The organism is Frankia nepalensis (assembly GCF_016786325.1).
GTDB classification, from domain to species: domain Bacteria; phylum Actinomycetota; class Actinomycetes; order Frankiales; family Frankiaceae; genus Pseudofrankia; species Pseudofrankia nepalensis.
In genome coordinates, this window is record NZ_JADWYU010000109.1 from 1 (window position 1) to 25,003 (window position 25,003).

19 protein-coding genes and 1 tRNA gene are annotated in these 25,003 nt (G+C 72.4%); 10 read left to right on the top strand and 10 right to left on the bottom strand.

Annotated features, from left to right (window positions below):
• The 7 genes from I6A81_RS13555 to I6A81_RS13585 form a co-directional block, all read left to right on the top strand.
• Positions 1-633, top strand: a 633-nt coding sequence (locus I6A81_RS13555; RefSeq protein WP_203003804.1) for a DUF58 domain-containing protein, incomplete at its 5' end; no start/stop codon positions are given.
• Complete coding sequence (locus tag I6A81_RS13560; RefSeq protein ID WP_203003803.1) at positions 630-3,170, top strand: transglutaminase family protein; 2,541 nt, start codon at positions 630-632, stop codon at positions 3,168-3,170. The genes I6A81_RS13555 and I6A81_RS13560, both read left to right, overlap by 4 nt.
• Positions 3,171-3,178: 8 nt before the next feature.
• The gene (locus I6A81_RS45545; protein WP_203003802.1) at positions 3,179-6,304 is read left to right on the top strand and encodes a PKD domain-containing protein; all 3,126 of its coding nucleotides are present in this window, start codon (positions 3,179-3,181) and stop codon (positions 6,302-6,304) included.
• A gap of 388 nt (positions 6,305-6,692) precedes the next feature.
• Positions 6,693-7,514, top strand: a complete 822-nt coding sequence (locus I6A81_RS13570) for a GNAT family N-acetyltransferase (RefSeq protein ID WP_203003801.1) — start codon at positions 6,693-6,695, stop codon at positions 7,512-7,514.
• Positions 7,515-7,712: 198 nt separating this feature from the next.
• The gene (locus tag I6A81_RS13575; RefSeq protein ID WP_203003800.1) at positions 7,713-8,186 is read left to right on the top strand and encodes a GIY-YIG nuclease family protein; all 474 of its coding nucleotides are present in this window, start codon (positions 7,713-7,715) and stop codon (positions 8,184-8,186) included.
• Between the two features lie 263 nt (positions 8,187-8,449).
• Positions 8,450-11,446, top strand: a complete 2,997-nt coding sequence (locus tag I6A81_RS13580; RefSeq protein WP_203003799.1) for a PKD domain-containing protein — start codon at positions 8,450-8,452, stop codon at positions 11,444-11,446.
• A 183-nt stretch (positions 11,447-11,629) separates the two neighbouring features.
• Positions 11,630-12,763 (top strand): pentapeptide repeat-containing protein, encoded by a 1,134-nt coding sequence (locus I6A81_RS13585; RefSeq protein ID WP_203003798.1) that lies wholly within the window; start codon positions 11,630-11,632, stop codon positions 12,761-12,763.
• A 169-nt stretch (positions 12,764-12,932) separates the two neighbouring features.
• Here the strand turns inward: I6A81_RS13585 and I6A81_RS13590 are convergent, their stop codons facing one another.
• The 4 genes from I6A81_RS13590 to I6A81_RS13605 form a co-directional block, all read right to left on the bottom strand.
• Positions 12,933-13,160 (bottom strand): helix-turn-helix transcriptional regulator, encoded by a 228-nt coding sequence (locus I6A81_RS13590; RefSeq protein ID WP_203003797.1) that lies wholly within the window; start codon positions 13,158-13,160, stop codon positions 12,933-12,935.
• Positions 13,157-13,564 carry a hypothetical protein gene (locus I6A81_RS13595; RefSeq protein ID WP_307874647.1) on the bottom strand — a complete coding sequence of 136 codons (408 nt, stop codon included), beginning with the start codon at positions 13,562-13,564 and terminating at the stop codon, positions 13,157-13,159. Before I6A81_RS13595 ends, I6A81_RS13590 begins: the two co-directional genes overlap by 4 nt.
• Positions 13,565-13,700: 136 nt before the next feature.
• Positions 13,701-15,044, bottom strand: coding sequence for an RCC1 domain-containing protein (locus I6A81_RS13600; protein ID WP_203003796.1), 1,344 nt, complete (start codon positions 15,042-15,044; stop codon positions 13,701-13,703).
• Between the two features lie 337 nt (positions 15,045-15,381).
• The gene (locus I6A81_RS13605) at positions 15,382-16,221 is read right to left on the bottom strand and encodes an SDR family oxidoreductase (protein ID WP_203003795.1); all 840 of its coding nucleotides are present in this window, start codon (positions 16,219-16,221) and stop codon (positions 15,382-15,384) included.
• 96 nt (positions 16,222-16,317) lie between these two features.
• Here I6A81_RS13605 and I6A81_RS13610 point away from each other — a divergent pair, with 96 nt between their 5' ends.
• Together I6A81_RS13610 and I6A81_RS13615 are read left to right on the top strand one after the other, a co-directional pair.
• Complete coding sequence (locus tag I6A81_RS13610; RefSeq protein WP_203003794.1) at positions 16,318-16,692, top strand: winged helix-turn-helix transcriptional regulator; 375 nt, start codon at positions 16,318-16,320, stop codon at positions 16,690-16,692.
• Between the two features lie 1,097 nt (positions 16,693-17,789).
• Positions 17,790-18,641, top strand: a complete 852-nt coding sequence (locus tag I6A81_RS13615; protein ID WP_203003793.1) for a class I SAM-dependent methyltransferase — start codon at positions 17,790-17,792, stop codon at positions 18,639-18,641.
• Between the two features lie 467 nt (positions 18,642-19,108).
• Here the strand turns inward: I6A81_RS13615 and I6A81_RS13620 are convergent, their stop codons facing one another.
• From I6A81_RS13620 to fxlM, 3 genes are all read right to left on the bottom strand, one after another.
• Positions 19,109-20,473, bottom strand: coding sequence for an MGMT family protein (locus tag I6A81_RS13620; RefSeq protein WP_203003792.1), 1,365 nt, complete (start codon positions 20,471-20,473; stop codon positions 19,109-19,111).
• A gap of 109 nt (positions 20,474-20,582) precedes the next feature.
• On the bottom strand, positions 20,583-21,137 hold the full coding sequence (locus tag I6A81_RS13625; RefSeq protein ID WP_203003791.1) for a non-canonical purine NTP pyrophosphatase: 555 nt from the start codon (positions 21,135-21,137) through the stop codon (positions 20,583-20,585).
• A gap of 251 nt (positions 21,138-21,388) precedes the next feature.
• The gene (gene fxlM / locus I6A81_RS13630) at positions 21,389-22,603 is read right to left on the bottom strand and encodes a methyltransferase, FxLD system (RefSeq protein ID WP_203003806.1); all 1,215 of its coding nucleotides are present in this window, start codon (positions 22,601-22,603) and stop codon (positions 21,389-21,391) included.
• Positions 22,604-22,847: 244 nt separating this feature from the next.
• Here fxlM and I6A81_RS13635 point away from each other — a divergent pair, with 244 nt between their 5' ends.
• Positions 22,848-23,189: a DUF5713 family protein gene (locus I6A81_RS13635; protein WP_203003790.1), complete on the top strand. Its 342-nt coding sequence runs from the start codon at positions 22,848-22,850 to the stop codon at positions 23,187-23,189.
• 109 nt (positions 23,190-23,298) lie between these two features.
• Here the strand turns inward: I6A81_RS13635 and I6A81_RS13640 are convergent, their stop codons facing one another.
• The 3 genes from I6A81_RS13640 to I6A81_RS13650 all read right to left on the bottom strand — a co-directional run bounded on the left by I6A81_RS13640 (position 23,299) and on the right by I6A81_RS13650 (position 24,733).
• Entirely contained in the window at positions 23,299-24,285 is a 987-nt protein-coding gene (locus tag I6A81_RS13640) for a phosphotransferase family protein (RefSeq protein WP_203003789.1), read from the bottom strand.
• 85 nt (positions 24,286-24,370) lie between these two features.
• The gene (locus I6A81_RS13645; protein WP_203003788.1) at positions 24,371-24,574 is read right to left on the bottom strand and encodes a hypothetical protein; all 204 of its coding nucleotides are present in this window, start codon (positions 24,572-24,574) and stop codon (positions 24,371-24,373) included.
• 86 nt (positions 24,575-24,660) lie between these two features.
• Positions 24,661-24,733 (bottom strand) — tRNA-Lys (locus tag I6A81_RS13650).
• Positions 24,734-25,003: the final 270 nt, after the last annotated feature.

The following is a 25,003-nucleotide window of genomic DNA, read 5'->3' on the forward strand; positions in this document are numbered from 1 at the left end:
CTGGACGGGCCGACGTCGAACGAGGCCCCGCAGGGCGGCGTCGCGTTCCACTCGCTGCGCGACTACGTCCGCGGCGATGACCTGCGCCTGGTCCACTGGAAGTCGACCGCCCGCGTCGGGACGCTGAAGGTCCGGCACAACGTGGTGCCCAACGAGCCGACCATGATGGTCCTCCTCGACACCAGCGCCGCCCCCTACACCGACGACTCCTTCGAGGACGCCGTCCGGGTCGCCGCCTCGCTGACCGTCGCCGGCCGCACGCATGGCTTCCCCGTCGAGCTGTGGACCACCGGCGGCGAACGCGTCGCCGCTGGCCGGGGCACGGACTCCGCCGACGTCGCGCTCGACCTGCTCGCCGCGGTCCGGCCGCGCGCCGACGACCCGGGCTTGGCCGCGCTGGTCGGCATGTCGCCGAGTTCGGCTGGGGTGGCTCTCGGGGTGGTCACCGGCCAGGCGCCGGCCGACCAGCTCGCCGCCGTGACCGCCGTCCGCTCCCGCTACCAGATGGTCAGCGTCGTGCAGGTGGGCGAGCGGTTCGGCCGGCCCGCCTCGCCGCTGTCCGGCGCCATGGTGATCAATGTGCGGAACAGCGACGAGTTCGCCGCCGTCTGGACGTCCAAGGCACGTCGATGACCCGGCCGCCGACCCCCACCGGCGCGACGGCGCGGCCGTCGTCGTCCGCCGTGCCTCCGCCCGGCTCCGCCTATGCGCCGACCGCGCCCGTCGCGCCCACGCCGGTGCTGATCGTCGCGATCGCCCATCTGCCGGCGGCTTTCATGCTCGGCGCTTTGTTCGACGGCGCTGGCTACCTCGTGCCGGTCGCCGGCGCCGTGGCTGCCGCGGCCCTGACGGCGTGGTTCGCGGCGCGTCGCCTGGCGAGTCTCGAGCTCGTCGCATTCGTCGGCGTCGTGTCCGGCCTGGCCTACGGGACCATGACGAAGGCCGGCCGCGTCAGCCTGGTGGCGCGCGGGCTGCGCGACGGCTGGGGCGCGCTGCTGAGCGCGCCGGTGCCGGCCCAGCCGGAGGCCGCGCTGCTGATCGCGCCCGCGGCCGCGCTGTGGGCGGCGGCGTTCGCCGCCGTCGTGCTGGCGCTGCGTGCCCGGGCGGTGCTTGCGCCGGCGGTCCCCCCGCTGCTGGCGCTGGTCGCGGTGTTGGTGCTGGTCGGCGACGCGGGCGCGGGCGACGCCCGGACGCGCGTGCTCGCGACCGGTGGGTTCGTGGCCCTCGTGCTGGCGATGGCCGTTGCGCGCACCGCGCTGCCCGCGCCGGCATCCGGCCGCGGCCTGACGCGGCGCGGCCGGCCCACGCACGCCGCGACGGGACCGGTGGCCCCGGTAGCCCCGACGGCCGCGGCGGGCGGCGGGTCCGCGCCGCCGCGCGGCTCCGGCGCCCTGATGTTCGGCCTCCCGGTGGTCGTCGTGATCGCCGCGCTCGGCACGCTCGCCGGCACCGTCCTCCCGGTCGGGGACCATCGCCGCTTCGACCCGCGCGACCACTACCACCCGCCGGTCGGGGACGTCGCCGTGCTCAACCCGCTGGCGCGGGTGCGCTCCCAGCTGGAGACGTCGCCCCCGGCGACCCTGTTCACCATCCGGCTCGCGTCCGGCACCGGCAGCCTGCCGGTCGACCGGGTGCGCCTCGCCGCCCTCGGCGAGTTCGACGGCGCCAGCTGGCGCGACGACGGCCACTTCCTCCGCGTCGAGCGGACGCTGCCGGAGGCGGACGAGCCGCTGCCCACGCTCGTGGCCCGCGTCGACGTCCGCGCGGAGGTCACGGTCGGTGGCCTCGAGGGGGTCCTGCTGCCCTCGCTGGGCCGGCCCAGCTACTTCGACTACGCGGGCGACGGCCGCGGCGGCGCCTTCTCCCCGGCCTCTGGCGCGCTCGCCGCGCTCACGACGCCGCGCCAGGGCGACCGCTACGAGCTCGCCACCCGCGTGCCCGCGCCGAGCCGCGAGCAGTTGGCGGCGGCCAGGCCGGCGTCCGGCCCGGCCGCGGCGCCCTATCTCGGACTGCCGCCCGGCCTCCCGCCGGCACTGGTGGACATAGCCGCGCAGGTGACGGCGTCCGCCGAGCGGCCGTACGACAAGCTCGTCGCCCTCGAGCGGTTCCTGCGCGACGACACCCGCTTTCCCTACGACCTGTCTGCTGCCCCTGGGCACTCCTACGGCGTGCTGAGCCGGATGATGACCGGCACCGGTCCGGCCGACTCGCGGGCCTACGCGGAGCAGCGGGCCACGGCGTTCGCCGTGCTGGCGCGGACCAGCGGATTCGCCACCCGCATGAGCGTCGGCTACCTGCTCGACCAGGGCCGGGAGGACGACGGCACCTTCACCGTCACCACCCAGCAGGCGCATGCCTGGCCGGAGGTGCTGCTCGACGGCATCGGCTGGGTCGCCTTCGAGCCGACCGACGTCACCCAGCTCACCCGCACCCTGCCGCCTCCGTCGGTGCCGACCGCGCCGACGGGCGATGCCGGCGCCGGCAGGACCGTCACGCCCGAACCGGTTTCGCCGATCATCGTGCCGACGCTCGACGACTCGGGCGCGCCCGACCGGCGAGGCGCGACCGGCGGCGGTCTGGCCTGGCCGTGGACCGTGCTCATGGTCGTCGGCGGTGCGCTGCTGCTCCTGCCGTCGCTGGTGGTGGCGGAGAAGGCGCGCCGCCGCCGCGGCCGGCGCGGCGGCGCGGTGCCGGCGCGGGTGGTCGGCGCCTGGCTGGAGGCCCGCGACCGGCTGGCCGAGCGCGGCGTCGCCCGGTCCGACGCGCTGACCCAGCGGGAGGTCGTGGGCCTCGTCGTCGAGACGCCGCTGATCGCGCCGGCGGCGGGCCCGCTGCGCCAGTTGGCCGCCCTGGCCGACCGGGCGATGTTCGCGCCCGCCGGTCCGGGCGCGTCCGCCGGTGTCGACCCGGCCGAAGCGTGGCGGCTGCTCGACGAGATCCGCCGGGAGCTGCGGGCGAATGCCGGCCTCGGCACCCGGCTGCGCGCCGCGGTGGACCCGCGCCCGCTGCTGCCCCGGCCCCGCCCTGGCCGCCCGCCCGCGGCCGCCCGCCTGCCCCGCGGGCCGGCGCCGGCCCCTCTTGGCCTGCCCCCGCCCGTCATGGTGGCCGTCGGCGGCCAGCCGGCGGGGCAGCTCTACACAGCAACGATCACCATGAGAGTTTCGGAGTGAGTGCGCCGGTGCGGAATCAGGGGACGAGGCGGCCCGCGGCCCGAGGGGCGTGGCTGCCACGGGCGGCGCTGGCGCTGCTGGTGGTCGGGGCCGGCGCTGTCGTCACGGTAGTGGGCGAACCCGGCCAGCCACGGGCCCACTCGATCGGGCTCGACGAGGGCTCGGCCTGGCTGGTCTCGTCGGCCGTGGGGCAGGCCACGCTCGTCGACGGGACGACCGCGCAGGTCGTCACCCGGGTCGACGTCGGGCCCGGCCCGCTGTCCGGCGCGCAGTCGGGCGCCGACGTGTTCGTCGCCGCCGGCGACGGCACCGTGCGGCGCGTCGACGGGGCGACGTTCGAGCCGTCGACACCGGTGTCGTTCTCCGCGGCACGCGAGCCCGTGTCCGTGTACCCGGCGGGCGGCACGGTGTTCGCCGTGGACCGGACGACCGGCCGCGTGACAGCCGCCGACGCGGCGACCCTGCGCGTGCGCGACGCGTTCTCGCCGGTTGGCCGGGTGCCCGCGGGTGGCGCGCTCGCCGACGAGGACCCCGAGGCCCCGGGCGGTGCCCGGCTGTGGCTCGTCGACGGTGAGACGGGCGACGTCCTCGGCATCGACGGCGGCGGCGAGCGGGTGCTCGAACGCGCCGTCGACCCGGCGCGGACCGTCCTGGTGCCGGCCGGCGACCGCCCGGTCGCGGTCGACCTCTCGGCCCGCCGGGCGTGGCCGCTCGACTCCGCCGGTGGCCACGCCGCCTGCCTTGCCACGTCGCCAGGGGACGACACGGTGACGGTCGGCGGGTCGACCACCGCGCCGCGGGTGTATCTCGCCAGCGGCCGGGACGGCCGGCTCCTCGTCAGCGACCTCGCGACCGGGCGCTGCGACAACGCCGTGGCGGTGGCGGCGGCCGGTCACCGGCTGGGCCAGCCGCGGGAGGCGGCCGGCCGGGTGTTCGTCCCGGACCACAGCGCCGGCGACGTGATCGTCGTCGACGTGGCGGCCGGCCGGGTGGCCGCGCGGGCCCACGTGCTGCCCGACGACACCGAGTTCGAGCTGCGCGGCGACGGTCAGGCGGTGTTCTTCAACGATCCGGCCAGCGAGCGAGCGGGTGTCATCGGCCTCGACGGCACCCTGCGCATGGTGACGAAGTTCGACCCGGCGGGCGTTCTGGTGGCCGGCGGCGAGGGCCGCGTCGGCGCTGGTGACGAGGGCCCGGAAGGCGCCGGCCTCGACGGGCAGGCGGCTGGGCCGCTCGCCGGGCTGAACCTGCCGCTGCCGGCCGGGCCGACCGCCGGGCCAACCGCCGGGCCAACCGCCGGGCCGACCGCGGGGCCGACCGGGCCGACCGCCGGGCCGACCGCCGAGCCGACCGGGCCGCTCGCCGGGCCGGCGGCCCGGCCAGAGCCGGTCGGCTCGCCCGCCCAGCCCCAGGGGACCGTCGATCCCGTCTCCCTCCCTCCGGCAGGTGCCCCAGAGGCGCCCGCGTCGCGGGCGGCGCCGGCTCCCGGTGGGCCGGCCGGCGACGCTCCCCAGGAGCAGGCGGGGCGCCCGGACGCGCCGGCCGACGTGTCGATCGAGGTGTCGGCGGCCCAGGTGGCGGTCGGCGCGCCGGTCACCATGCGGGTCGTCGCCCGGGGAGCGGTCCCCGTCAGCGACGCGCGGTGGACGTTCGGCGACGGCCACAGTGCCGACGGCCTCCGGGTCACCCATGCCTGGTCCGAGCCGGGCGCCTACCAGGTGATCGCGTCCGCGCGGCTGGCGAACGGCCGGGTGGTGGCCCGGGCGGTCACGATCGCCGTCCTGGCCCAGGCCCCGCCAGCCCTGCCGGGGACCACGACGGGGCCTGGCGTCGACCCGCCGTCCGGAGTCGGGACCACCCCGCCCGTGGCAACGACGCCACCCGTACGGACGACGCCGCCGTCCGGAGTCGGGACCACCCCGCCCGTGGCAACGACGCCACCCGTACGGACGACGCCGCCGCCCACGACGCCGGGTTCCACCGGGCCAGCCGGCGACCCTTCCCCGAAGCCCACGGGGTACCAGTACGTCGCGGGCAGCTCAGGCAGCCTGATGGTCGAGCTGTCGACGCCCCGGACGGTGGTCGGCGCGCCGATCACGATGCGGGCCTACACGACGCGGATATCCCCAGTCAGCGACGCGCGGTGGACGTTCGGCGACGGCCGCGGCGCCGAGGGCATCCAGGTCGCCCATGCCTGGTCCGAGCCAGGCGTGTACCAGGTGGCCGTGTCCACACGGCTGGCGAACGGCCAGCAGATCGACGGGACGGTCGCGATCAGCGTCTCGGCGCCGGCTCCCCCGACCACGCCGCCGCCGACGGGGTCGGTCGTCGCGCCGACCGCGTCGCTCCGGGTCCTCACGGCTCCCGGAGATTCGACGACGCGGCAGGCCGGCGTGGACGCCTCCGGGTCGACCGGCGGCGGCCTGACCTACCGATACGACTTCGGCGACGGCGCGACGGCGGGACCAACCTCGAGCAACGTCACCTGGCACACATACGCTTCCGCCGGCACTTACACGGTGACGCTGACCGTTACCAATGCGGCCGGGTCGGCGACGGCCTCGGCCTCGGTGACGGTCAACGGGCGCGCGCCCGCGACGCCCGGCAACGTGGCGATCCTGGCGGTGAGCGCCTCGGAGGTCCGCCTGTCCTGGACGGATGGCGGCCTGGAGTCCGGCTACGAGGTGAGCGACGGCGCGCGCACCTGGACGCTGCCCGCCAACTCGTCGTCGTTCAGCAAGACTGGGCTCGCCGCGGGCACACGGGTCTGCCTGCGGGTGCGGGCGGTCAGCCCGTCGGGCGCGTCCGCCTGGGCACCGGAGCTGTGCGCGACGAGCGCGGACCCGCCGCCGCCGGCCCCCATGAAGCCCGGCACCCCGAGGGATGTCGCGGCGACCGTACTGGACCAGCACCGGATCCGGGTCACCTGGACGGACCCTGGGGACAACGAGACCAGCTTCGAGATCCGTAGCGGCGAACACCTTTGGGTGGTGGGCGCGAACACCACGTCGCACGTGATCAATGGGCTGAACCCCGGTGACGTGATCTGCCCGACGGTCACCGCGGTCAACCAGGCAGGCAGCTCGCCCGCGGCGTCCGGCAACTGCGCGATGATCGTCGAGACCGCGCAATAGCGCTCGAAGGACCGAAGGACCAGAGAGGGCAGCGGACGGAGCGGGCCCCGACCGCGGGCGATCGGTGCATGGGCTGTGGTGCTCGAGGAGGAGGTTTTCGGCACCATGGCGCCTGGGATCATGGTCGAGTACCCCACGGGTCATGGCCAGCCGCTCGTCGGGGCCACGCCGCTCACCGGTCACGAGGTTTCCTCCAGCCGGAGGGTCCCGTCATTGCCTGATCTGGCGCACGGGCCGGAACATTCCGGCCTGTGCGGCCAGCCCCGAAAACGGGAACGGCCCCGACCGAAGTCGGGGCCGTTCTGACGCGACCGTTCAGGTGTCGCGGGCCGTGCCGTCGTTATCCCGGTCCAGGCCGCTCCGGTATCCCGACCCGAGGAGCCCTGTCATGAGTGTCTCCGTTCCCACCATGTATGAGGTCCGGGTCGACGGCCATCTCGACGACCGCTGGTTCGGCGGGCTCGACGGCCTCGTCATCGCGCGGGACACCGGTCACACGAGCACCCTCGTCTGCCCCGTCGCGGACCAGGCGCAGCTCCACGGTCTGCTCGGACGTCTGCGGGATGTCGGGGTCACCCTCCTGTCTCTCCGTGTCATGCCACCAGTGGACGGTGCCACGGCGGTGGGTAGCCAGCCGGCGCTTGGGCGGCCGCTGCGGACTGACCGGCTCATTCTTCGGCCGGCCGGGATCGACGACGCCGACGTGACCTGGAGGTACCGGCGGTTGGAGTCGGTCACCGAGTGGACCACCAGTGCTCCCGCCGACCTCGACGCCTACCGCGGGATCTTCGGGAACCCCGCCCGCCTCGCGGCCACGGTGGTCGTCGAACTCCACCAGGGAGCACCCGTCGGCCAGGTCATCGGGGACCTCATGGTCAGGCGCGAGGACGCCTGGTCCCAGCGCGAGGTGGCCGGCCGGGCCAGGGGTGCCCAGGCGGAGCTCGGGTGGGCGCTCGACCCCGCCCACAGCGGGCACGGATACGCCACCGAAGCCATGCGGGAGCTGATCCGTCACTGTTTCGAGGATCTCGGTATCCGTCGGGTGGTCGCGAGCTGTTTCCTCGACAACGAGGCCTCGTGGCGGCTCATGGAGCGTCTCGGTATGCGCCGGGAGGTCCACGCGGTCCGTGAGTCGCTCCACCGCCGCGGACAGTGGCTCGACAGCGTCGGCTACGCGCTGCTCGCCGAGGAATGGCCGACGGCCCCGTGAGCCGCCGCGTCCAGCCAGGACGACGCGTGAACACCGCGCACTGCCGCCACGGTCGGCTGCCCAGCGCGGTGAGGACCGGTGATGTCGGTCATCGCACTGTCTGGGGTGAGAATCGATGGTGTGGCGGTTGACGGAGGGCCCCTTGAACGGGTCGTCAGGGAGCTGTGTGGCCGCCCTTCGGACCTGGCTGATGCCGCGATGCTTCCGGCCGAGCCTGGTCTCTACGCCTGGTGGGCGTCGGTCACCGTCTTCCCGGAGCTGCCTGGCCAGCCGAATCTGATCATCGGGGACGCGCGGCTGCTCTACCTTGGGATTGCGACCCGGCTGCGTACCAGGGTCGTGTCGAACCACCTCGCGCGTTCCGGGAGTTCGACCTTGCGCAGGACCCTCGCTGGCCTTCTCCTGGCCCAGGAGGGCTACCGCACGCGGTGGACCGACAGAGTCGTTCTCCTACCAGACGACGAAATCCGGCTCACCACCTGGATGCACCAGCACCTGCGCCTCACCACGGCCCTGCATCCCGAACCCCGCGCCATCGAACGGCAGCTCATCGAACGCCTGCGTCCACCCCTCAACATTGAGGGAACCGCCGCGGGCGCCACCCGGACGGTGATTCAGGCCGCCCGGAAGGCGTACAACGCGAGCGCGGGCCCCCGCCCCAAGAAACCGTAACCAGGCCGCGGAGCACAGCCGCGGGACAAGCGTTGCCGGCGGATCGGCGGCCGGCCGCCCAGGGCGCTCAGCTGGCCCGATGACACCGGCACATCAATGACGGCGCCGAATTGTCCGTGGTGGCCTGGACGGGGTCTGCCCGGCCGAGCGTGAAGCTCCGGGCGGGGATGGGACGATATGGATCGCTGGCCGTGCCTGTCACCGGTTCCGTGGAGCGGGAGGCTGTGGCTCGGCGGCGTCGGGGGATCTCATGGAGGCTGACGATGCGCGCTCGGGGGGCGTCATGGCCGGTCTGGCTGCGGCGGTCGCTGTCGGTATTGCTGCTGGTAGGCGTGGGCGCGGCATTCGCCGCGCTGGTGCCTGACCCGCCGGGCGTCCGGCCCGCGTCGGTGCGGCTGAACGACGGCGCGGCGTGGCTCGTGTCGTCGGCGGTGGGCCAGGCGGTTCTGGTGGACGGTTCGACGGGGCAGGTGGTGACGCGCGTCCGGGTGGGCGCCGACCATCCGTCCGGGGTGCAGTCGGGCGTGGACAGTTTCATTTCCGCCCAGGACGGGACGGTGCGTCGGGTCGACGGCGCGACCTACACGGTGTCGCGGCCGGCGTCGTTCGCGAAGGCGAGCCAGCGGCTGGCGGTGTACCCGGGCGGCTCTGCCCTGTTCGTGGTCAACCACACGACCGGCACCGTCACCGTCGCGGACCCGCATTCCCTCGCTCCGCGGGGGGAGTACTCGCTGGCGGCGCGGGTGCCCGTCGGGGCGGTGCTCGCCGACGAGAAGGCCAGTCTGTGGGTGGTTGACGGCGACAACGGCGATCTGATCCAGGTACGGGGCGAGGGCCGAAAGGTCCAGCCGCGTGCCGTCGACCCGACACTGACCAGGCTGGTGGCGGCCGCCGGCTGGCCGGTGGCCGTGGATCTCGCCGCCAGGCTGGCGCGGCCGATCGGCGGTGGTGGCGTGACCGGCGCCGGCGTCTGCGTCGACACCCAGGGCGGCGATGACACCGTCACGGTCACCGGCGCCGCGCTCGCGCCGGAGGTGTACGTGGTGAGCGGGCGGCGAGGTTTGCTGGTGTTCAGCGACCTCGAGACCGGCCGTTGCGACGAGATCGTGAACCTGGGCGTGGCCGGCCATCGCCTTGGACAGCCTGTGGAGGCCGGCGGCCGACTGTTCGTGCCTGACTTCAGCACAGGCCAGGTCCTCGTGCTCGACCTCGCCGCGCGTTCCGTCGTCTCGAGGCCCAAGGTGCTGCCACCGGACACCTCGTTCGAGTTGTCCGTCGAGGGGCCGTGGGTGTTCTTCAACGATCCCGCGAGCACCCGCGCCGGTGTCATCTGGTTCGACGGCACCTTCCGGTCGGTGGAGAAGTACGAGCCCGACCAGCGGGGTGACCTGACGCCGAGTGACCCGGGCGCGGGCCCCGCGCCAGCGGTGCCGGAACAGGAGGACGCCGGCCCGCCGGGATCCGGCTTCGAGCCGGAGCCCGTCGAGACGCCGGGGCCCAACGACGAGCCCGCGCCCGGGCCCGCGCCCGGGCCGGCCTCGCCGGCGTTTCCCCCGGGCGGTGACGACTCCACTCCGCCGGCCGGCGAGAACTCCACTCCGCCGGCCGTGGACGACTCCACTCCGCCGGTCGAGGATGATTCCACTCCGCCGGCCGTGGACGACTTCACTCCGCCGGCTGGGGATGACTCCACTCCGTCGGCCGACGAGGCAACTTCGCCGGTAGCGATCGAGGTGTCGGCGGCAAGGGTGGCCGTGGGCGAGAGCGTCTCGCTGCGCGCGGTCGCGACGCGGGCGGGCGAGGCGGTGACCGCGGCAACCTGGTCGTTCAGTGATGGTAGCGGCGCCGTGGGCATCCAGGTCAGCCACGCCTGGTCGGATCCGGGCACCTACCAGGTCGTTGCGTCGTCGCGCCTGGCCGACGGCCGGACCGCCCTGCCCGCCGTCGACATCGTCGTGACCGAGCGCCCGGAACCCGAGATCCCGTCCGTTCCCGGGCAGCAGCCGGACCAACCAGACCAACCAGATCAGCCGGACCAGCCGGATCAGCCGGATCAGCCGACCGACTCGGGGACCGGCTCGGAGAATGATCCGAACCTCCCCGGGTCGGCGAGACCCGTGGCCGCGCTCCAGGCCACGGCGGGGCAGGGAGCGGACTGGGCGCTGGTCACCGCGGACGCGGCCGGGTCGACGGGCGCGGCGCCGTTGACCTACCGGTTCGACTTCGGGGACGGGACGACCACGAGCGCGGCGCCCGGCGCGACCGCGAGCCACACCTTCCCCCGAGAGGGCACCTTCACCGTCACGGTGACGGTGACCGACACGGCCGGGCAGACCGACCAGGCGACCGCGAGCGTGACCGTCCAGATGCCGGTCCCGAGCTCCGATCTGCAGGTAGTCGTGAACACCAGCCACGAGGGCGGCAGCAGGGCTGAGTCCCCGCTGCCGGTCACGGCGGCGGTGACGGCGTCCGGCGGGGTCGGGGCGATGACCTACGAGTTCGACTTCGGCGACGGAAGTCCGACCGTCGGGCCGCAGTCCGCCGCCACGGCGACCCACACCTATACGCGGGCCAGCGCGAATCCGGACTCCCCAGGCGGTTACCAGGTGACCGTGACGGTACGGGACTCCACCGGGGCGACAGCCACCGCGACGGCCTGGGCGATCGTCTACCCACATCCGCCGGTCCCGCGGCTCACGGTGACGCCCCAGTCGGGTTCCGCGCCGCTGACGGTGACACTTGATGCCTCGGGGTCGACGCCTGGCGAGTACGGGATCGTGGGCTACAGCTTCACCGTCAACGTTTCGGGAAGCTTCGTCGAACCCGTGACGGTGCCGCGGCAGGCGTCGCCGACGGCGACGGTCCAGTTGCCGGTCTCCGGGACCTGGTACGCCACCGTTACGGTGTGGGACCCCTACCAGGGTGGAGACAATCTCGAGACGCCGGTGCCGATCACCGTGAGCAGTTCGGGACAGGAGCCCCGGATCACCGTGAGCTCGGCGACTCCCGTGACGCCCTGCGCCAGCGCCCGCTGCGGGCAGGTCGTCATTTCCAGTTCCGGCGGGATTCCGCTGGTAGTCAGCGAGATCATGGAGTTCGGCGAGGTCACCCTCATCGGTTCCGGGAACTGCGTGGGGACCCTGGCGCCGGGTGCTTCCTGCAGCTTCACGTTCTCCGACGACCGGAACTCGGGCAACATGATCAAAATTCGCCACAACGGCCCCGGCGGATTGGAGGACGTCGACCTCTCCACGGCCTAGTCCCATTAGGGCGCGTATCTGGTTGTCATCAATGGGAGGTTTTCCCGGGCTGCTTGACCCGGATCAAGGAGGCTCGGGGAGTGGAGACCGGCGAGGTGGCCGCGCGGGGTCTTGGCCTGGCTGGTCTGGGGCGAGTGGCGCGGGTGTTTTCGGAAGACCGACCGCGGCTGCGATGATCGACCGGTGAGGTGGACGACTGACGACTTCCGCGTCGGCTACAGCCAGTACTACCTGTGCGATTACAACGTGGTCCCCGAGGGTGCGGGCCTGAGCCAGGCCTTTCAGGGGAACTCGCTCGTCGGGGCGGGCGGAGGGCACCTGGCCGTGGTCTGCGGGACCGACTACGGGCGGATCCGGATCACCGTCGACGTCCGCGACGACGAGCCCGCCGCTGCCTTCGACGGCTGGCCCATGGTCGTGGACATCAGCCATCACAGCAACGCGGGCCGGACCTGGCTCGGCGACATGGACACGGGCGGGCCGCCCGAGCTGGGGAACCTGACGCCCGGCGGCCCTGGCTGGTACCGGGTCCGCGTGCGGGCGAGGGGTCGCGACGCCGCGCGAGCCGCCGGTATCGCCTGCGTCGACGCCGACCCGCCGCTCGAGGAACACGCGGTGAGCATCTGGCCGGCGCCGCCCGCGCCCGACGTCGTCCACCGCGCCGACGACGAGGTCGCCCGCGGGCCGCGGCCAGCCCCGGGCGGTCCACTGCCCGCTTTCTACCCGGAATGCCGCGCTGGCTGGGCGCCGCCGCCCGCCAGCGACGAGCCCACGGAACTGGTACCGCAACGCGTCGAGAAGATCATTGACTGGACCGTCGCCCACTATCCCGGGGCCCAGCTCGTCGGCGCGCGCCTCGCCGGCCGGGACCTGACGTTCGCCGACTTCATGGCGGCCCGTCTTACCGGCGCGGACCTCACGGGCGCGGTACTCGTCAAGACGAATCTCATCGCGATCGACCTCGCCGGGGCCCGCCTGTCCGGGGCCGACCTCGACGGCGCGGACCTCGCCAACGCCAACCTGACAGGTGCCCGGCTCGACGACGCCGTCCTGACCGGTGCCCATCTCAGCGAGGCCCGCCTCGTCGGCGCGATCCTCACGCGCGCGAACCTGCACCGGGCCGGTCTCGTCGGCGCGGACCTCACCGGCGCCGACCTGACCGGCGCGCGACTCGACGGCGTCCGCTGGTCGCGGTCCCCGGACTGGCCGGAGACGACCCGCTGGCCGACTCCAGCCCTGGCCCAGCACATCCGGGCCCATTCCGATGCGTCCCCGATCAAGCCCACCGACTTCACCGTCCGCGCGCTCACCCTCTGACAGCCGAGACCCCGCCTCCCGGATCACCGAGGCGGGCGCGCCGGCCGGCAGCTCCCACCCGGCCCCACCGTGGCCGAGTACTTCCCACTCATGGACGAACAGTGGGTTGGACGAACAGTGGGTGACCGCCGTCGGCGAGTCGGTCAGGGGCGGGGGCACCACGGCCGCGTCATCGGCGCGTGCCGGGGTCGGCGGGCCCCTCGGAACGGTCGGGAAAGAAGATTTCCTCGATGGTCAGGTTGAAGATGCCGGCGAGGGTGAACGCCAGGGGCAGGCCGGGGTCGTACCGTCCGGTCTCGATCGCGTTGATGGTCTGCCGGGATACCTGGCACCGGTCGGCCAGGTCGGCCTGACTCCACCGGCGCTCGGCTCGCAGCGTGCGTAGCCGGTTTCTCACCGATGCAGGCGGGTGCGCAGGTCCGCGATGACGAACCAGATCCCCACGCCTCCGATGACGATCGCCTCGCTGAGGGGGCGCAGCCCGACGATGTCGGTGGCATCGAGCAGGACGGCGATCTGAAGGCCCACGAGGACGACGGCGAAGGCGATCGCCATGCTCTCCAGCTGGATCTTGCGCTGATACTCGTCGGCGCGGTGGAAGGCCCGCACCAGGACCCACACGACGGAGAGCGTGAAGGCGCCGGTCACGCCGATCCACCAGGCCTTGTCGGCGGTGGACTGGTCGGGTGAACTGCCCAGCGCCAGCGCGATCGCCCCGAGGAGGGAGACCGGGATGCCGTCGATCATGATCGCCCTGCGGGCGTCGCGCGTCACGTTGTCCTGCCGAGTCTCGTCAACCACGAGCCCAATGTAAAGTTTGCTTTCCAGCTAGTCAAGGTTGCTTGTCATCCCGGCACGCCCAAGGCCTCGGACTTTCGCCTGGGAGGCTGACGGACGCCCGGCCTCGTGGCTGTCCCGCGAGGCCGGGCGCATGGAGCTACGGCCGCTCGCACTCGGGCACGGCGAGCGGGCACTCAGGGTCGTTCGCCGGCGGCGGTTCCTCGGTGGGCGGGTCGCCCGGGACCGGGTTCGGGAGCGGCTTGGCGACCTGTTCCGGCGGGGCGATGACCAGGTTGAAGTCGTAGCCCGCCGCGAACGAGCCGACCCCCGTGAGCCCCGGGATCTGGAGGGCAATCGGCTCGGTGAGCCACGGCGTGCCGAGGCCCAGCTGCCCCGACTTGTTGGAGCCCCACGACCACAGCGTTCCGTCCTGGCGCTTCGCGAGGCTGTGGTCCTCCCCGACCGCGAGGTCGACGAAGTCCTCCGGTGCCCAGACCGCCGCGGTCGGAGTGGCCGTGTCCTGGTAGGTGCCGATTCCGAGCTGCCCCAAGTCGTTGCAGCCCCAGCCGAGCACCTTGCCGACGGTGCCGCCGTCGGTCGACAGGACGAGGGTGAAGTCCCCGCCGGCCGCGGCCATGGTGACGTCGTGCAGCCCTTCGATGAGGACCGGCAGCGTCTCGAACGTCTCCTCCCGGCCGGGTATCAGTTGCCCGCACCGGTTCGTGCCCCAGGCCCAGACTGTGCCGTCCGCGCGCACCGCGACGCTGTGGTGGTAGCCCGCGGCGACCTGGACGACGTCGTCGAGGCCGTCGACGCGCACCGGCTCGAACCGGTTCTGCTGGTCGCCGGCGCCCAACTGGCCGTATTCGCCGTATCCCCAGGCCCAGACGGTGCCGTCGCTCCTGAGCGCGAGGGTGTGCCCCTGGTTGACGTCGATCTGGGTGACGTCGGTCAGGCCGGGCACCTGCACCGGGGTGAGGCTCTCGGTCGTGGCGCCGCCGTCGCCCAGCTGCCCGATGGTGTTGTTCCCCCAGGCCCAGACGGTGCCGTCCGCGCGCAGCGCGGCGCTGAACGCCCATCCGCCCTCGGCCTGGACGACGTTGTCAAGGCCGGCTACCTGGACCGGCGCGGTCCGGTGGGTCTTGGTCCCGTCGCCCAGCTGGCCGTGGTAGTTCTTGCCCCAGGCCCAGAGCTGGCCGGCGTCGTCCACCGCCAGGCTGTGCCGGCCCTCGGCGGCGAAGACCTTGTCCCACCCGCCGACCGTGCCGTCCACCTGCCTCGGGATGTCGGACGACGGCCCGCTGTATCCCCCGCCATACCCCCAGGCCGCCACGGCGCGGAGCTGGCCGGGAGCGTAGGTCGAGTCCGCCGCCGCCGGCCCGGCGAGAGCGACGGACGTGACCGCGACGGCCGCGGCGGACCAGACGGCAAGGCGCCGGCGCCGGGTCCCGGCCCGTGGCCGGGTCGCCTGGGACGCCGATGGCCCCGGTCGGGCCGACACAGGGGTAAGGGCCACCCCCGAGGGGCGTGATCGAAACACTGTCCATCTCCTCGCGCGCAACGCGGTCGCGGTCAAGGAGGCCGGCTGCCGTGCGCCAGCGCCGCCAGACCCGCGGCGTAGCGGGCGGAGGGGCGCCAGCCACCGCCCCGGCGCGTTGCCGGGGCGATCGCGACGTTACGGACAGCCCCCGTTTGATTCCCGTCAGCATCGCCACGGCGACAGCGCGCTCACACGGGGCCGGTGGCGGGGATGGCGTCACCGTGTCGTGCGGCGCTCGCCGTGCCGGCCGGGTCTGCCGGGTCGGCGTGGCGGTGGCGGGGCCAGCGGAAGCGGGGGGTCAGCGGAAGGCGCCGAGGTTGTCCCGAGCCCAGGCCGCGAACGCCCGGCCGGGGCGGCCGAGCACGGTGGTGAGGTCGGGGCCGACGGCGCTCTCCTCGGCCGTCGGGCTTCCGAGGATGGTCAGGGTGTCGTCGGCGACGGAGGCCGGCATCCACCCCACCATCTGCTCGCGGGCCTGCTCGCGGGAGATCTCGACGAAGGTCACCGGTTCGCCGAGGGCCACGCCGAGGGCCGTCGCCCGGTCGCGCGGCGAGGTCGAAGGCCCGGCCAGGACGTAGATCTGGCCGGCGTGGCGCGGGTCGAGCAGGGCCGCGGCCGCGACGTCGGCCAGGTCGGCCGGGTCGACGGACGGAAGCGCGACGTCGCCGTACGGCGCGAACACCGTCCGCTGCGCCTGCACCGAGGGTGCCCAGGCGAGCGCGTTGGAGTGAAAGCCGCCTGGTCGCAGGATGGTCCACTCCAGGCTCGACCCGGTCACGGCGTCCTCGAGCGCCCGGAACCCGTCGTAGGCCGACAGGTCCGGACGGGTGCCGGCGGCCACCGACGACAGGAGCACCACCCGGTGGACACCGGCGGCCTGGGCGGTGTCGAGGATCGCCGCCGCGTCGAGGCCGTCGCCGGAACCGTGGACGAGCAGGAACAGCGCGTCGGCTCCCCGCAGGGCGGGGGTGAGGCTCTCGGGTTCGGCGAGGTCGGCGCGGACGGCGGTGAGCCCGGCGCCGACCGGTAGGGGCGCCGAGGCGCCTCTCGACACGGCGGTCACTGTCTCGCCGGCGGCGAGCAGGTTCCTGGCGAGGTGGCGGCCGATGTTGCCGGTCGCGCCGGTCACGACGATCACGGGGTACCTCCGGGTCGGGTTCAGGCTGACCCGGGGCACGCTACATTCGTGTGGATAGTAGGTTCCCCATGGAAAGTATCGAGAGCAGGAGCCTGCATGACCGCCACCGCCGAGGCGTCGACCGGTGTCCGTCCCTGTCCCATCGGGCCGGTCGTCGAGCTGGTGTTCAGCCGCTGGACCACCCCGATCCTCTGGGCGCTGCACGAACGCGGCCCCCAGCGTTTCGTCGAACTCGAGCGAACGCTGGGCATCACGCCCAAGGTGCTGACCCAGCGGCTGCGGCAGATGGAGCGCGACGGGCTCGTGGTCCGCACCTACCACCCGGAAATGCCGCCCCGGGTGGAGTACGAGATCAGCGAACTCGGCGAGAGCCTCGCCCCCGTCTTCGCCGCCCTCACCCAGTGGTCCGAGCAGCACCTGCCAGCCGTGCACCAGGCACGGGCGGCGTACTCCGGGCCGCTGCCACGCTGAGCCCGGCCGCACGCCGGCCGCGCACCCGTGACGATCGCGAGTCCCGTGAACGCGCCGGCGCCGCACAGCCGACGCGGTCCTGGTCGCACCGGTGCCGTTGCCGCGACGCGCGCGCTTAGCTGTCGAGGCGAGTCCGCGGGCGGTCCGCGGCGGTCAAAGTCGTCCCCGTCGCCGGTCGGCCGTTTGAGGTGACGGTCCGGATCGTAGAGAGCGAGTAGCGAGGGTGTGATCCCCAGGGAGCGGAAGCCGTATTCCAGCTGCTGGTACCAGGCGCGTTCCCTCTCGAGTTCCTTCGACACCTGGACGGGAACACCGAACGGCTGGTCCTCCGCCGACGCCATGACCACGAAGGATTTCCCCGCGTCGGCCGGGTCGGACGGTCTGGGGAGCACGCTGAACTCCCAGGTCGCCGCGCCTGGAACTTCCAGGCCGGAGTGGAGATGCCGCAGGACGAAGGTCGGCTGTCGTAGCAGCACCACGGACTGGGCCCGGATCGCGAACGCTCGCCGTTGGACGACGCGCCAAGGCGGCTCCGGACGGAAGTGGTGGAGGTCGGAGAACAGCTGTTCGCGCAGCTCGGAATAGTCGGCCGCGGTCTTGGCCAGTCCTCTGGTGTCCTCGGCCAGCTCACGGCTCGTGTCGCAACTCGCAAAAGTCCCGGCGAGCGAGTCGAACCTGCCACGGATCCACGGTTTGAGGAAGCGGTCCAAGGCGCCCAGCCGGTAGGCGGACTCGGCGGACTCGGCGACCAGCGTCGCGCCGTGCATCAGGGCCTGATAGCGCTCCGCGAGATCCATGGGTTCCCTTCCGGATTGGCACCTGACCCAGCATCGCCGGCATGCCGTGGGCGTGAGCGCCTTATCGCGAAGGATTCAGGAACAGGGTGAACGGCGGGGCCGGCTGTCCGCGTGTCATCGGCCTGAACGGTCAGCTCCCGGCGCGACAGCAGCCGTGCTCTGCTACCGGACGGTTCGGCATACGCCACCTACGGGAGAGGGTCTCATGATCTTGAGGCGATCCTGGTGGAGGTCGGAGCCGCCAGACTGTCGGAGCAGGTAGACTAACGGATCCATCAGACCTCCAGTATGGAGCACGGGGTGCCGGAGAGCGACGCGAACATAAGGGCGGTTCTTCGGTACTACGACCGTACGGAGTCACGGCTGGGCTACCTGTATCTGCTGCGTGGGACGAAGCACTTCGGCTGGTACGAGGCCGGGGACTCCAGATGGCGGTTCTCGCCGGCGACGCGCCGCATGGAGCACCAGCTCGGACGCCGGCTCGGTCTCGACGCCGGCTCCCGGGTGCTCGACGCCGGCTGCGGCATGGGCGAGGTCGCGCGCACGATGGCGGCCGATTTCCACCTGGATGTCACCGGAATAGACATTCTCGATTTCAACCTCGACGAGGCCCGGCGTCGAAGCGAGAAATCCGGGCTCGCCGGCCGCACCCGGTTCGCCGAATGTGACTACCACGACCTCTCGCGGTTCGAGGACGGCCTGTTCGACGGGGCCTACACGATGGAGACGTTCGTGCACGCGGCCGAGCCCGAGCGGGTGCTGGCCGAGTTCCACCGGGTCCTGCGTCCCGGCGGGCGGCTCGTGATGTTCGAGTACTCGCGGACGCCGCAGGAGCGGTTGGAGCCGGCCGCGCGGGCGGCGCTCGACGCCGTGTGCGAACTTGGCGCGATGCCTTCCTGGCACCGCCTCAACCACGGCGACCTCGAAAGCCTCCTCGACTCGGCGTCGTTCAAGGTCGAGTCGGTGGAGGACGTGACGGCCCGCATGCTGCCGATGCTGCGCGCGTTCGCGGTCATCGGCCGGGTTCCCTACACAATCGCGCGACTACTGGGCAAGACAGAGAAGGCCGTCAACGCGATGAGCGGTGTGGAGATGTGGAAGCACCAGGAGGCCTGGCGCTACAACATCTACACCGCTGTCAAGAAGGCATAGACCTTCCGGGTCGGCATCGGCCGGGGCTCGCTGGTGAAGGAGCCCGAACGGCCCAGGCGGATCCAGCTGGGCCGCTCCCGTGCCCGCGGCCCCGGGTAGCCAGGAGATCAGTCCTCCTCGAAGCCCGATCGCGGGTCAGCTCGTCGGTCTCCGGGGCGACCCTTCAGCGGAACCTGTCGCTAGAGATCTTTAACCCAAAGACTTAAAGATCTCTAGCGAGCCTGGCCGGACCCGCCGCCGGGGTTCGATGCCGGCCGACGGCGGGCCCGCGCAGCCACGATCAGTGAGCCCAGTTAGCCGTTCCCAGCGACTCCTCGCCGACTCCCCACCGACCACCCGCCGTCCGACCCGCGCCCCGCGCCCGGCCCCGCACCAGCTGGCGGCTGTAGTACCGCGACAACGAGTTGACCGCATACGGCTGGCCGCAGTGCACGTAGGCCACCACCGCCCACGCCGCTGTCCCTCTGTCAGGTGGCTTGGCGCGGAAGGCTCGCGAGGTCGGCGAGGGTGAGGCGCGCTGCGGGGTCGGCGGTGCCGTTGGCGAAGGTGATGCCTTCCGATTCGAGGACCTGCTGGGGAGTTTCGGCGCGGGCCGGGTCCGACCACTTGAAGCCCGGGGCGACCTTGCCGTCGGCGTTCAGTACTCGCCAGGCGTACTGGCAGGACGGGCACCTGGCGATGTGCTGGCCGAGCGGCTGAGCCTTGGTGCCGACCACCTGGGCGAGATCGCCGTAGGTGGTCCACCGGCCGGCGGGCAGCGCGTCGAGATAGGCGTGCAGGTCGGACCAGTCGCGTCCGCTCTGTCCTGGGACGTCCTCGGCAAGCTCCGCCAGGCTGTGTCCAGCCTCGTCCTCCCACCACGTCGTTCCGCGCACCGCGCCGGGCGCCGATCCCGTGGCCTGGGTGAGGATGTGCAGGACGAGCCTGGTCGGCAGCCAGAAGCCGCCGTCACCCTCCCAGCGCAGCGGGCCCTTCGGGTCGTTGTGCCAGGTCGCCCGGCCGCGCGCCGGTTCCTGCTGCACCCACTGTTCGAGCTGGGCCCGCTGCGCGGCCGTCGCGGCCGAGAACGCGAGCCGGAGCGCGGTGCCGTCGGTGAGCGTCCCCGCGTCAACGAGCCTCCGCACCGCCGAGGCTGCCCGGGAACGCTGGACCTCCTTCTGAGTGACACGCTCGGCATCCGCCCGCGCCGCCGGGCTCAGGGTGAACTCCTCGGCACCAGGCGTAGGCCACAGCCGGTTGAAGCCCGCGAGGATTCCGTCAGCCGAGCGCCAGGCGGCCACCTCGACCAGTTCGACAATCAGGTCGAACTGCGCGAGCCAGACAGCGGTGTTGGTGACCTGCCGCGGGAACGCGCCGGCGATCAGCATGATCCGCGGTTTGCGAAGCAGCTCCGGATCGAACTCGCCCCCGCCGATGTGCTCGAGCAGCAGCGCCCGAGCGGTATCGCGGTCCGTCGGGGTCCCACGCCTGGTCAGCCAGGCCGCGTGCGCGTCGGCGAGCGTGTCCAGCGTGAAGCCCGAGACCATCGCCGCATAGGTGATCGCCTGCAGATGGGTGTCCCCAGGCGCCGCGTCACGCTTGAGCTCCACGACCACGAGCCGGCCGGCGGCACTGAGCCCGAGAATGTCGAGCCGGTCCCGGGCGCGCACACCGTCGCCGCCGGTCCACTGGTCGTATTCGCTGGTCACGACCAGGACGTCGTCGCCGAGGATCGCGGGATTGGCGAGCACCCATTCCTGCAGGTGGGCCCGCTCACTCAGCCCTGCCTCGGCCAGCGAGACGCCGGACAGGGCTGTCGCCCTGCCGCCGTCGACCTTGAACAGCAACGTCATCGCCGTCTTCACCCCGCCGTCCGGCGCCCCGACCACCACGCGCCGCCCGCGGCCATTCCACCACGACTGCGACGAAGCGCTGTCTACCAGTTATCCGAGGCCTCGAGACTCAGGAGCCGGTGAGTCCGAACTCTGCGCGTAGGGCGTCGACCGCGAGTCGGCGGTGGGAGACGAGGTTCTTCTGCTCGGTGGGCATCTCGGCGAAGGTCAGGTCCCCGCCCGCTGGGACGAAGATTTCGTCGTAGCTGAAGCCGTTGGTGCCGCGCCGTTCGGTGGCCAGCGTGCCTTGGACGGTTCCGGTGAAGATCCGGATGCCGTTGGCGTCGGCATAGCCGAGGGCGGTCGTGACGGTCGCGGCCCGGTCGGTCAGGCCGGCGGCCATGTCGAGGATGCCCTGGGTGCCGACGGAGCCGAGGAACCAGGCGACGAGCGCGCCGGGAAGGCCGTTCCACGCGTTCACCGCCAAGCCTGTGTCGTCGACGAGCACGGGGACCCCGAGCTTGGCGTAGGCATCGGCGACTTTCCGCTCGACTACTGCCACCACGTCGAGGGACTGGATCTCGATCAGATCTTCCTTGACGGCTCGTACGTCGATGCCCAGCAGGGTGGCATACTCGGCCGCCTTGCCTTCGTTCCCTGTGATCAGTGAGGCGCGCTCGATCATCTGGGCATTCCTTTGGGGAGGTGATGTCATCTCTTGCTGTGAAGCCAATACTGGGAGACGTTGGTGAGGCGAACAACGTCGGCGTGCTCAAGCGGAACGACGCTACTCCAGAGGGACACCAGTTCTCCGCCCCGTACCGGAGCGGAGAACTTCCACCAGAGTACGTAGACGTCGAGGCGCCCGGACCAGAAGGTGATGGCCCGAGAAGGGGCTCGCGATGACCTCGCGCATCCGCCTTCCCCTTCCTCTGGCTACGGCCAGGACAGCACGATGCGGCTGTGGCGTCTGTCGATGACCCGGCCGGTGGGTAGTTCGCTGTCCGGGGTGGTTCTGGGGTGCACGGTGACGCGGGGGCCGGGGCCGTCGCGGTGGGCGTGGTTCCAGTGGCGGACCTGCGCGGCGAACGCCTCGGCAAGCGTGGCGGCGTCCGGGCCGAAGCCGTGGACCTTGAAGCGGAACATGTCGTCGTCGACCTTGTGCCCGCCGAGGTAGGCCAGACTGGCGCCGTCGACCGCGGCGTGGCCCATGCCGACGGTCGGCGGAATCCGGCCGGCCGCCTTCTCCTTGTCGACGGTGAGGTGGCAGTAGCCGTCGAACGCGGTCGCCAGCCACAGTTGCAGCGTCTCGAACGACACCATGTTCGGGAAGATCACCCCGGTGTCGACGTCGGCCCGGGGCATGTCGAGGACACCCGCGAGCTGATCAGCGCTCTCGGGAAGGTCGTCGTCGAAGACCAGCGCGATCCGCTCCCCGTCGAGCGGCAGCCTCGGCTTGTCGTGCGCGCCGGCTCCGCGCATCGGGACGAACCCGGAGAACAGCACCGATGTGCTTTCCAGCCAGCCGCCACGGGACTCGAAGGTGACGGTCCGGTTCAGCCCTCGCAGGCGCAGCGGCACGACGAGGCGCCCGCCCTCGACCAGCTGGCCTGTCCACGCCGGTGGGATGTCCCAGGCCTGGGCGGTGACCAGGATGACGTCATAGGCAGCCGACGCGGGCACGCCGTCCTCGGCGTCGGCGAGCACGACCCGTACCTGGTCGTAGCCCGCCGCGGCCAAGCGACGGCGGGCCCGGTCGATCACCTCCGAGTCGATGTCGACGGTCGTCACGTCGCCGGTCGGCCCGACGAGTTCGGCCATCAGCGCCGCGTTGTATCCGCCAGAGCCGACCTCCAGGCAGCGCATACCCGGGCCAACACGCGCCGACTCAAGCATCCTGGCCTGCAACCAGGGCGCGGACACCGAACTGAGCACCACACCGTGCTCGTCCCGCTTGGTCCGCACGACGTCATCGGCGTACGCGGCTTCCAGCGACACCTCCGGTGTGAACAGATGCCGCGGCACCGCGCGGAAGGCCGCCTCGACCTTCGGTGTTGTGATCATCTTGCCCGCGAGCAGCTTGTCAACCAGCCCGCCGCGGGCCTCCGCCGCGCGTTGGGCGTCACCCAGGACACTGGCGATCTCCGTCATTCCAGCCACGCACGACCTCCCTTCCAAGGCCATGGTTCCGCTGGGCATTGTGGGAAGGAAGCACTTGGTTGTCCGCGGACACCAGCGGACACGCGTTGCCGCGGCTACACCGGGTCAGCGCCGCGGCCGCGGGCGGGCACGGTCACCGGCGACCAGGCTCCCTGGCGTATACCGACGTTGCCGAGACACAAGCACAGGCGCCATGATCGGCCCACTGTTTCATCAGAGGAGTCAGGAATGCGTTATGTCGATCTCAAACCAGCGGATGACAGAGTATGCGTTTCTGCGATCGCTGTACGAAGACGACTATTTCCCAGGCCACGTCCTCGACATGGGAAAAGCGATCCTGCTGCGCCTGTGCGAGCGGATTGAGGCAGAGCAGCCGTCGGACCTGGCGGACCTCTACCTGCTCACCCAGGCGGCGACGGAGGAGTTCAACCTCCTGGAGGAGGAGTTCGACGCCGCCGGAAGCGAGATCGAGACCGTGGCGCGGGAGGCGATCGGTGAGGACTTCTGGTTCGTCGCGCAGGCCTACGGCTTCACGGACGCGGACCACGAGGAGCTGATCGGCAACCGGAACTGGTAGCGGCAGACGGAAAGCGGTCGTCGGCCGGCTGGGCGACCCGGCGCTCTGTCAAGAGACGCCGTTGCCCTGTGGAGGGAGACGGGGCTGACCTCAGCCCCGATCGCGCTGGTCATGTCAGGTGAGCCAGGACGGTGGACATGGCTGGGTAGCTGTCGCGGACGCCGGCGCCGTTGCCGAGGCGGTGCCGCTCGAGCCTGACCGCCCCCAGGTGCCGGGCCTCGTAGATCTGCTGGCGCAGCTGGGCGGCGGACGAGGCGTCGCGGGGGCCGTAGCTGTCCCAGAACGCGGTCCGCTCGTCCTGCTTCGCCAGCGCCATCCGGATGGTCCAGTCGGCGGCGCTGTCGCCGAACCAGGTCCGGTCCAGGTCGAACACCCCGGTGATCGTGGGCTCCGGGGCGGTCGCGTGGAGCAGCACGTTCACCGTCCACAGGTCACCGGCCAGCAGCCGGGGCTCGGTCACCTCGTCCAGAACAGCCCGCCTCTCGGCGGCCACGGCGATCACCTCGCGCAGGTCAGCCGCGTCCAGGCCGGCGCCGTCGAGATCCGCCGCGATGGCCTCCAGCGAAGCGATCACCGCCTCGCCCCACGAGCCGTAGCCGGGACCGACGACCGGGCCGAAACGCGGGCCGCGCACCCCGTGGACCCGCCGCGTGATGGCGCCCAGGTCGCGGAAGAAGACCGGCCACAGCGCACGCGGGTAGTCCCCGAGGCGGTTCGGCGCCGGCACGCCGTCCAGGAGGGTCTGGACCATCCAGTCCCGGCCGACCAGCTCCTGCGACCAGTCCGCGGCGATCACCTGCGGCAGCAGCGGCGCGATCACCGCCAGATAGGGCAAGGAGGCGTACTCGTTGCGCATCAGCTGCCACTCCGAGGCGAACTGCCGGCCCCGCTCGGGAGCCACCCGCAGGATCACCGGCCGGTCCCGCCCCGCCACCGCCACCCGGTACGTCGTGTTGTACAGACCCGCCCCGAGCTCCTCCGCCGCGGCAACCCGGACCCCGGAACCGAAGACCCGGCCACAGATCGCCCGGATGTCGTCCGCCGTCAGCGGCTGCTGAAAGGCCCCAGCCGAGCGCTTGACCTGCCGCAACCGCATACCGCCTCCTCGCCCGACGAGAACCACGGTCCTCCGCCTGGTGGCGTCCGCCGCACGGTAGCCCCGGCTCGCAAGGAGCGCGGCCCTACGGGTCAGTCCTCCCCACGGCCATCGCGCAGGGCATCACGAGCGACATCGCCGGCCGTACCGCCCAGCCCCGGTAGCAGTAGCCACCGGGCGGCACCGGCGAGGCCAGCGGGGACGGGGAGTGGACCTGCTCCGCGGCGCCGGGCAGGCCGCTGCCGAGAAGGTCGCGAAGGCGGTGCCGCGCCGAGTGGTGCGGCCTCACGCCCACCTGACGCCCACAAAGATCAACGAGGGCCTGGAGACGGTCCCCGAGGAGCCGGACATGCCGCCTGACCTGGGGTTTGCGGGTGGGCCGTCAGGGACTCGAACCCTGAACTCGCCGGTTAAAAGCCGGCTGCTCTGCCAATTGAGCTAACGGCCCGCTGGCTGATCGTACCCGGGCCCGCGTGGAGCTGGTGGCTTCCCGTAGGTCGTGGCCTGGAGAGGCCCGCCGGTGGGGTGAGCGCCCTCACCCCACCGGTGGGCCGGGCCGGGCGCGGCAGGGTTCCTGGTGCGCCGGTGCCGAGGACGACCGGGCCGTGGATCCGGCCTCGACGGTGGGCGGGGTCACGTTTGGCACCTGGAAGGTCACCCGTTCCGGGTGGATCCGGTTAGTGGGCAGGATCTGGGGCACCGATCGACTGAATCGTCA

Excerpts from the sequence above, each read along its gene's own strand:
- I6A81_RS13560 (WP_203003803.1), top strand. The coding sequence starts at position 630 with ATGACCCGGCCGCCGACCCCCACCGGCGCGACGGCGCGGCCGTCGTCG.
- I6A81_RS13570 (WP_203003801.1), top strand. The coding sequence starts at position 6,693 with ATGAGTGTCTCCGTTCCCACCATGTATGAGGTCCGGGTCGACGGCCAT.
- I6A81_RS13575 (WP_203003800.1), top strand. The coding sequence starts at position 7,713 with ATGCTTCCGGCCGAGCCTGGTCTCTACGCCTGGTGGGCGTCGGTCACC.
- I6A81_RS13580 (WP_203003799.1), top strand. The coding sequence starts at position 8,450 with ATGCGCGCTCGGGGGGCGTCATGGCCGGTCTGGCTGCGGCGGTCGCTG.
- I6A81_RS13610 (WP_203003794.1), top strand. The coding sequence starts at position 16,318 with ATGACCGCCACCGCCGAGGCGTCGACCGGTGTCCGTCCCTGTCCCATC.
- I6A81_RS13620 (WP_203003792.1), bottom strand. The coding sequence starts at position 20,473 with ATGACGTTGCTGTTCAAGGTCGACGGCGGCAGGGCGACAGCCCTGTCC.
- I6A81_RS13625 (WP_203003791.1), bottom strand. The coding sequence starts at position 21,137 with ATGATCGAGCGCGCCTCACTGATCACAGGGAACGAAGGCAAGGCGGCC.
- fxlM (WP_203003806.1), bottom strand. The coding sequence starts at position 22,603 with ATGACGGAGATCGCCAGTGTCCTGGGTGACGCCCAACGCGCGGCGGAG.
- I6A81_RS13635 (WP_203003790.1), top strand. The coding sequence starts at position 22,848 with ATGTCGATCTCAAACCAGCGGATGACAGAGTATGCGTTTCTGCGATCG.
- I6A81_RS13640 (WP_203003789.1), bottom strand. The coding sequence starts at position 24,285 with ATGCGGTTGCGGCAGGTCAAGCGCTCGGCTGGGGCCTTTCAGCAGCCG.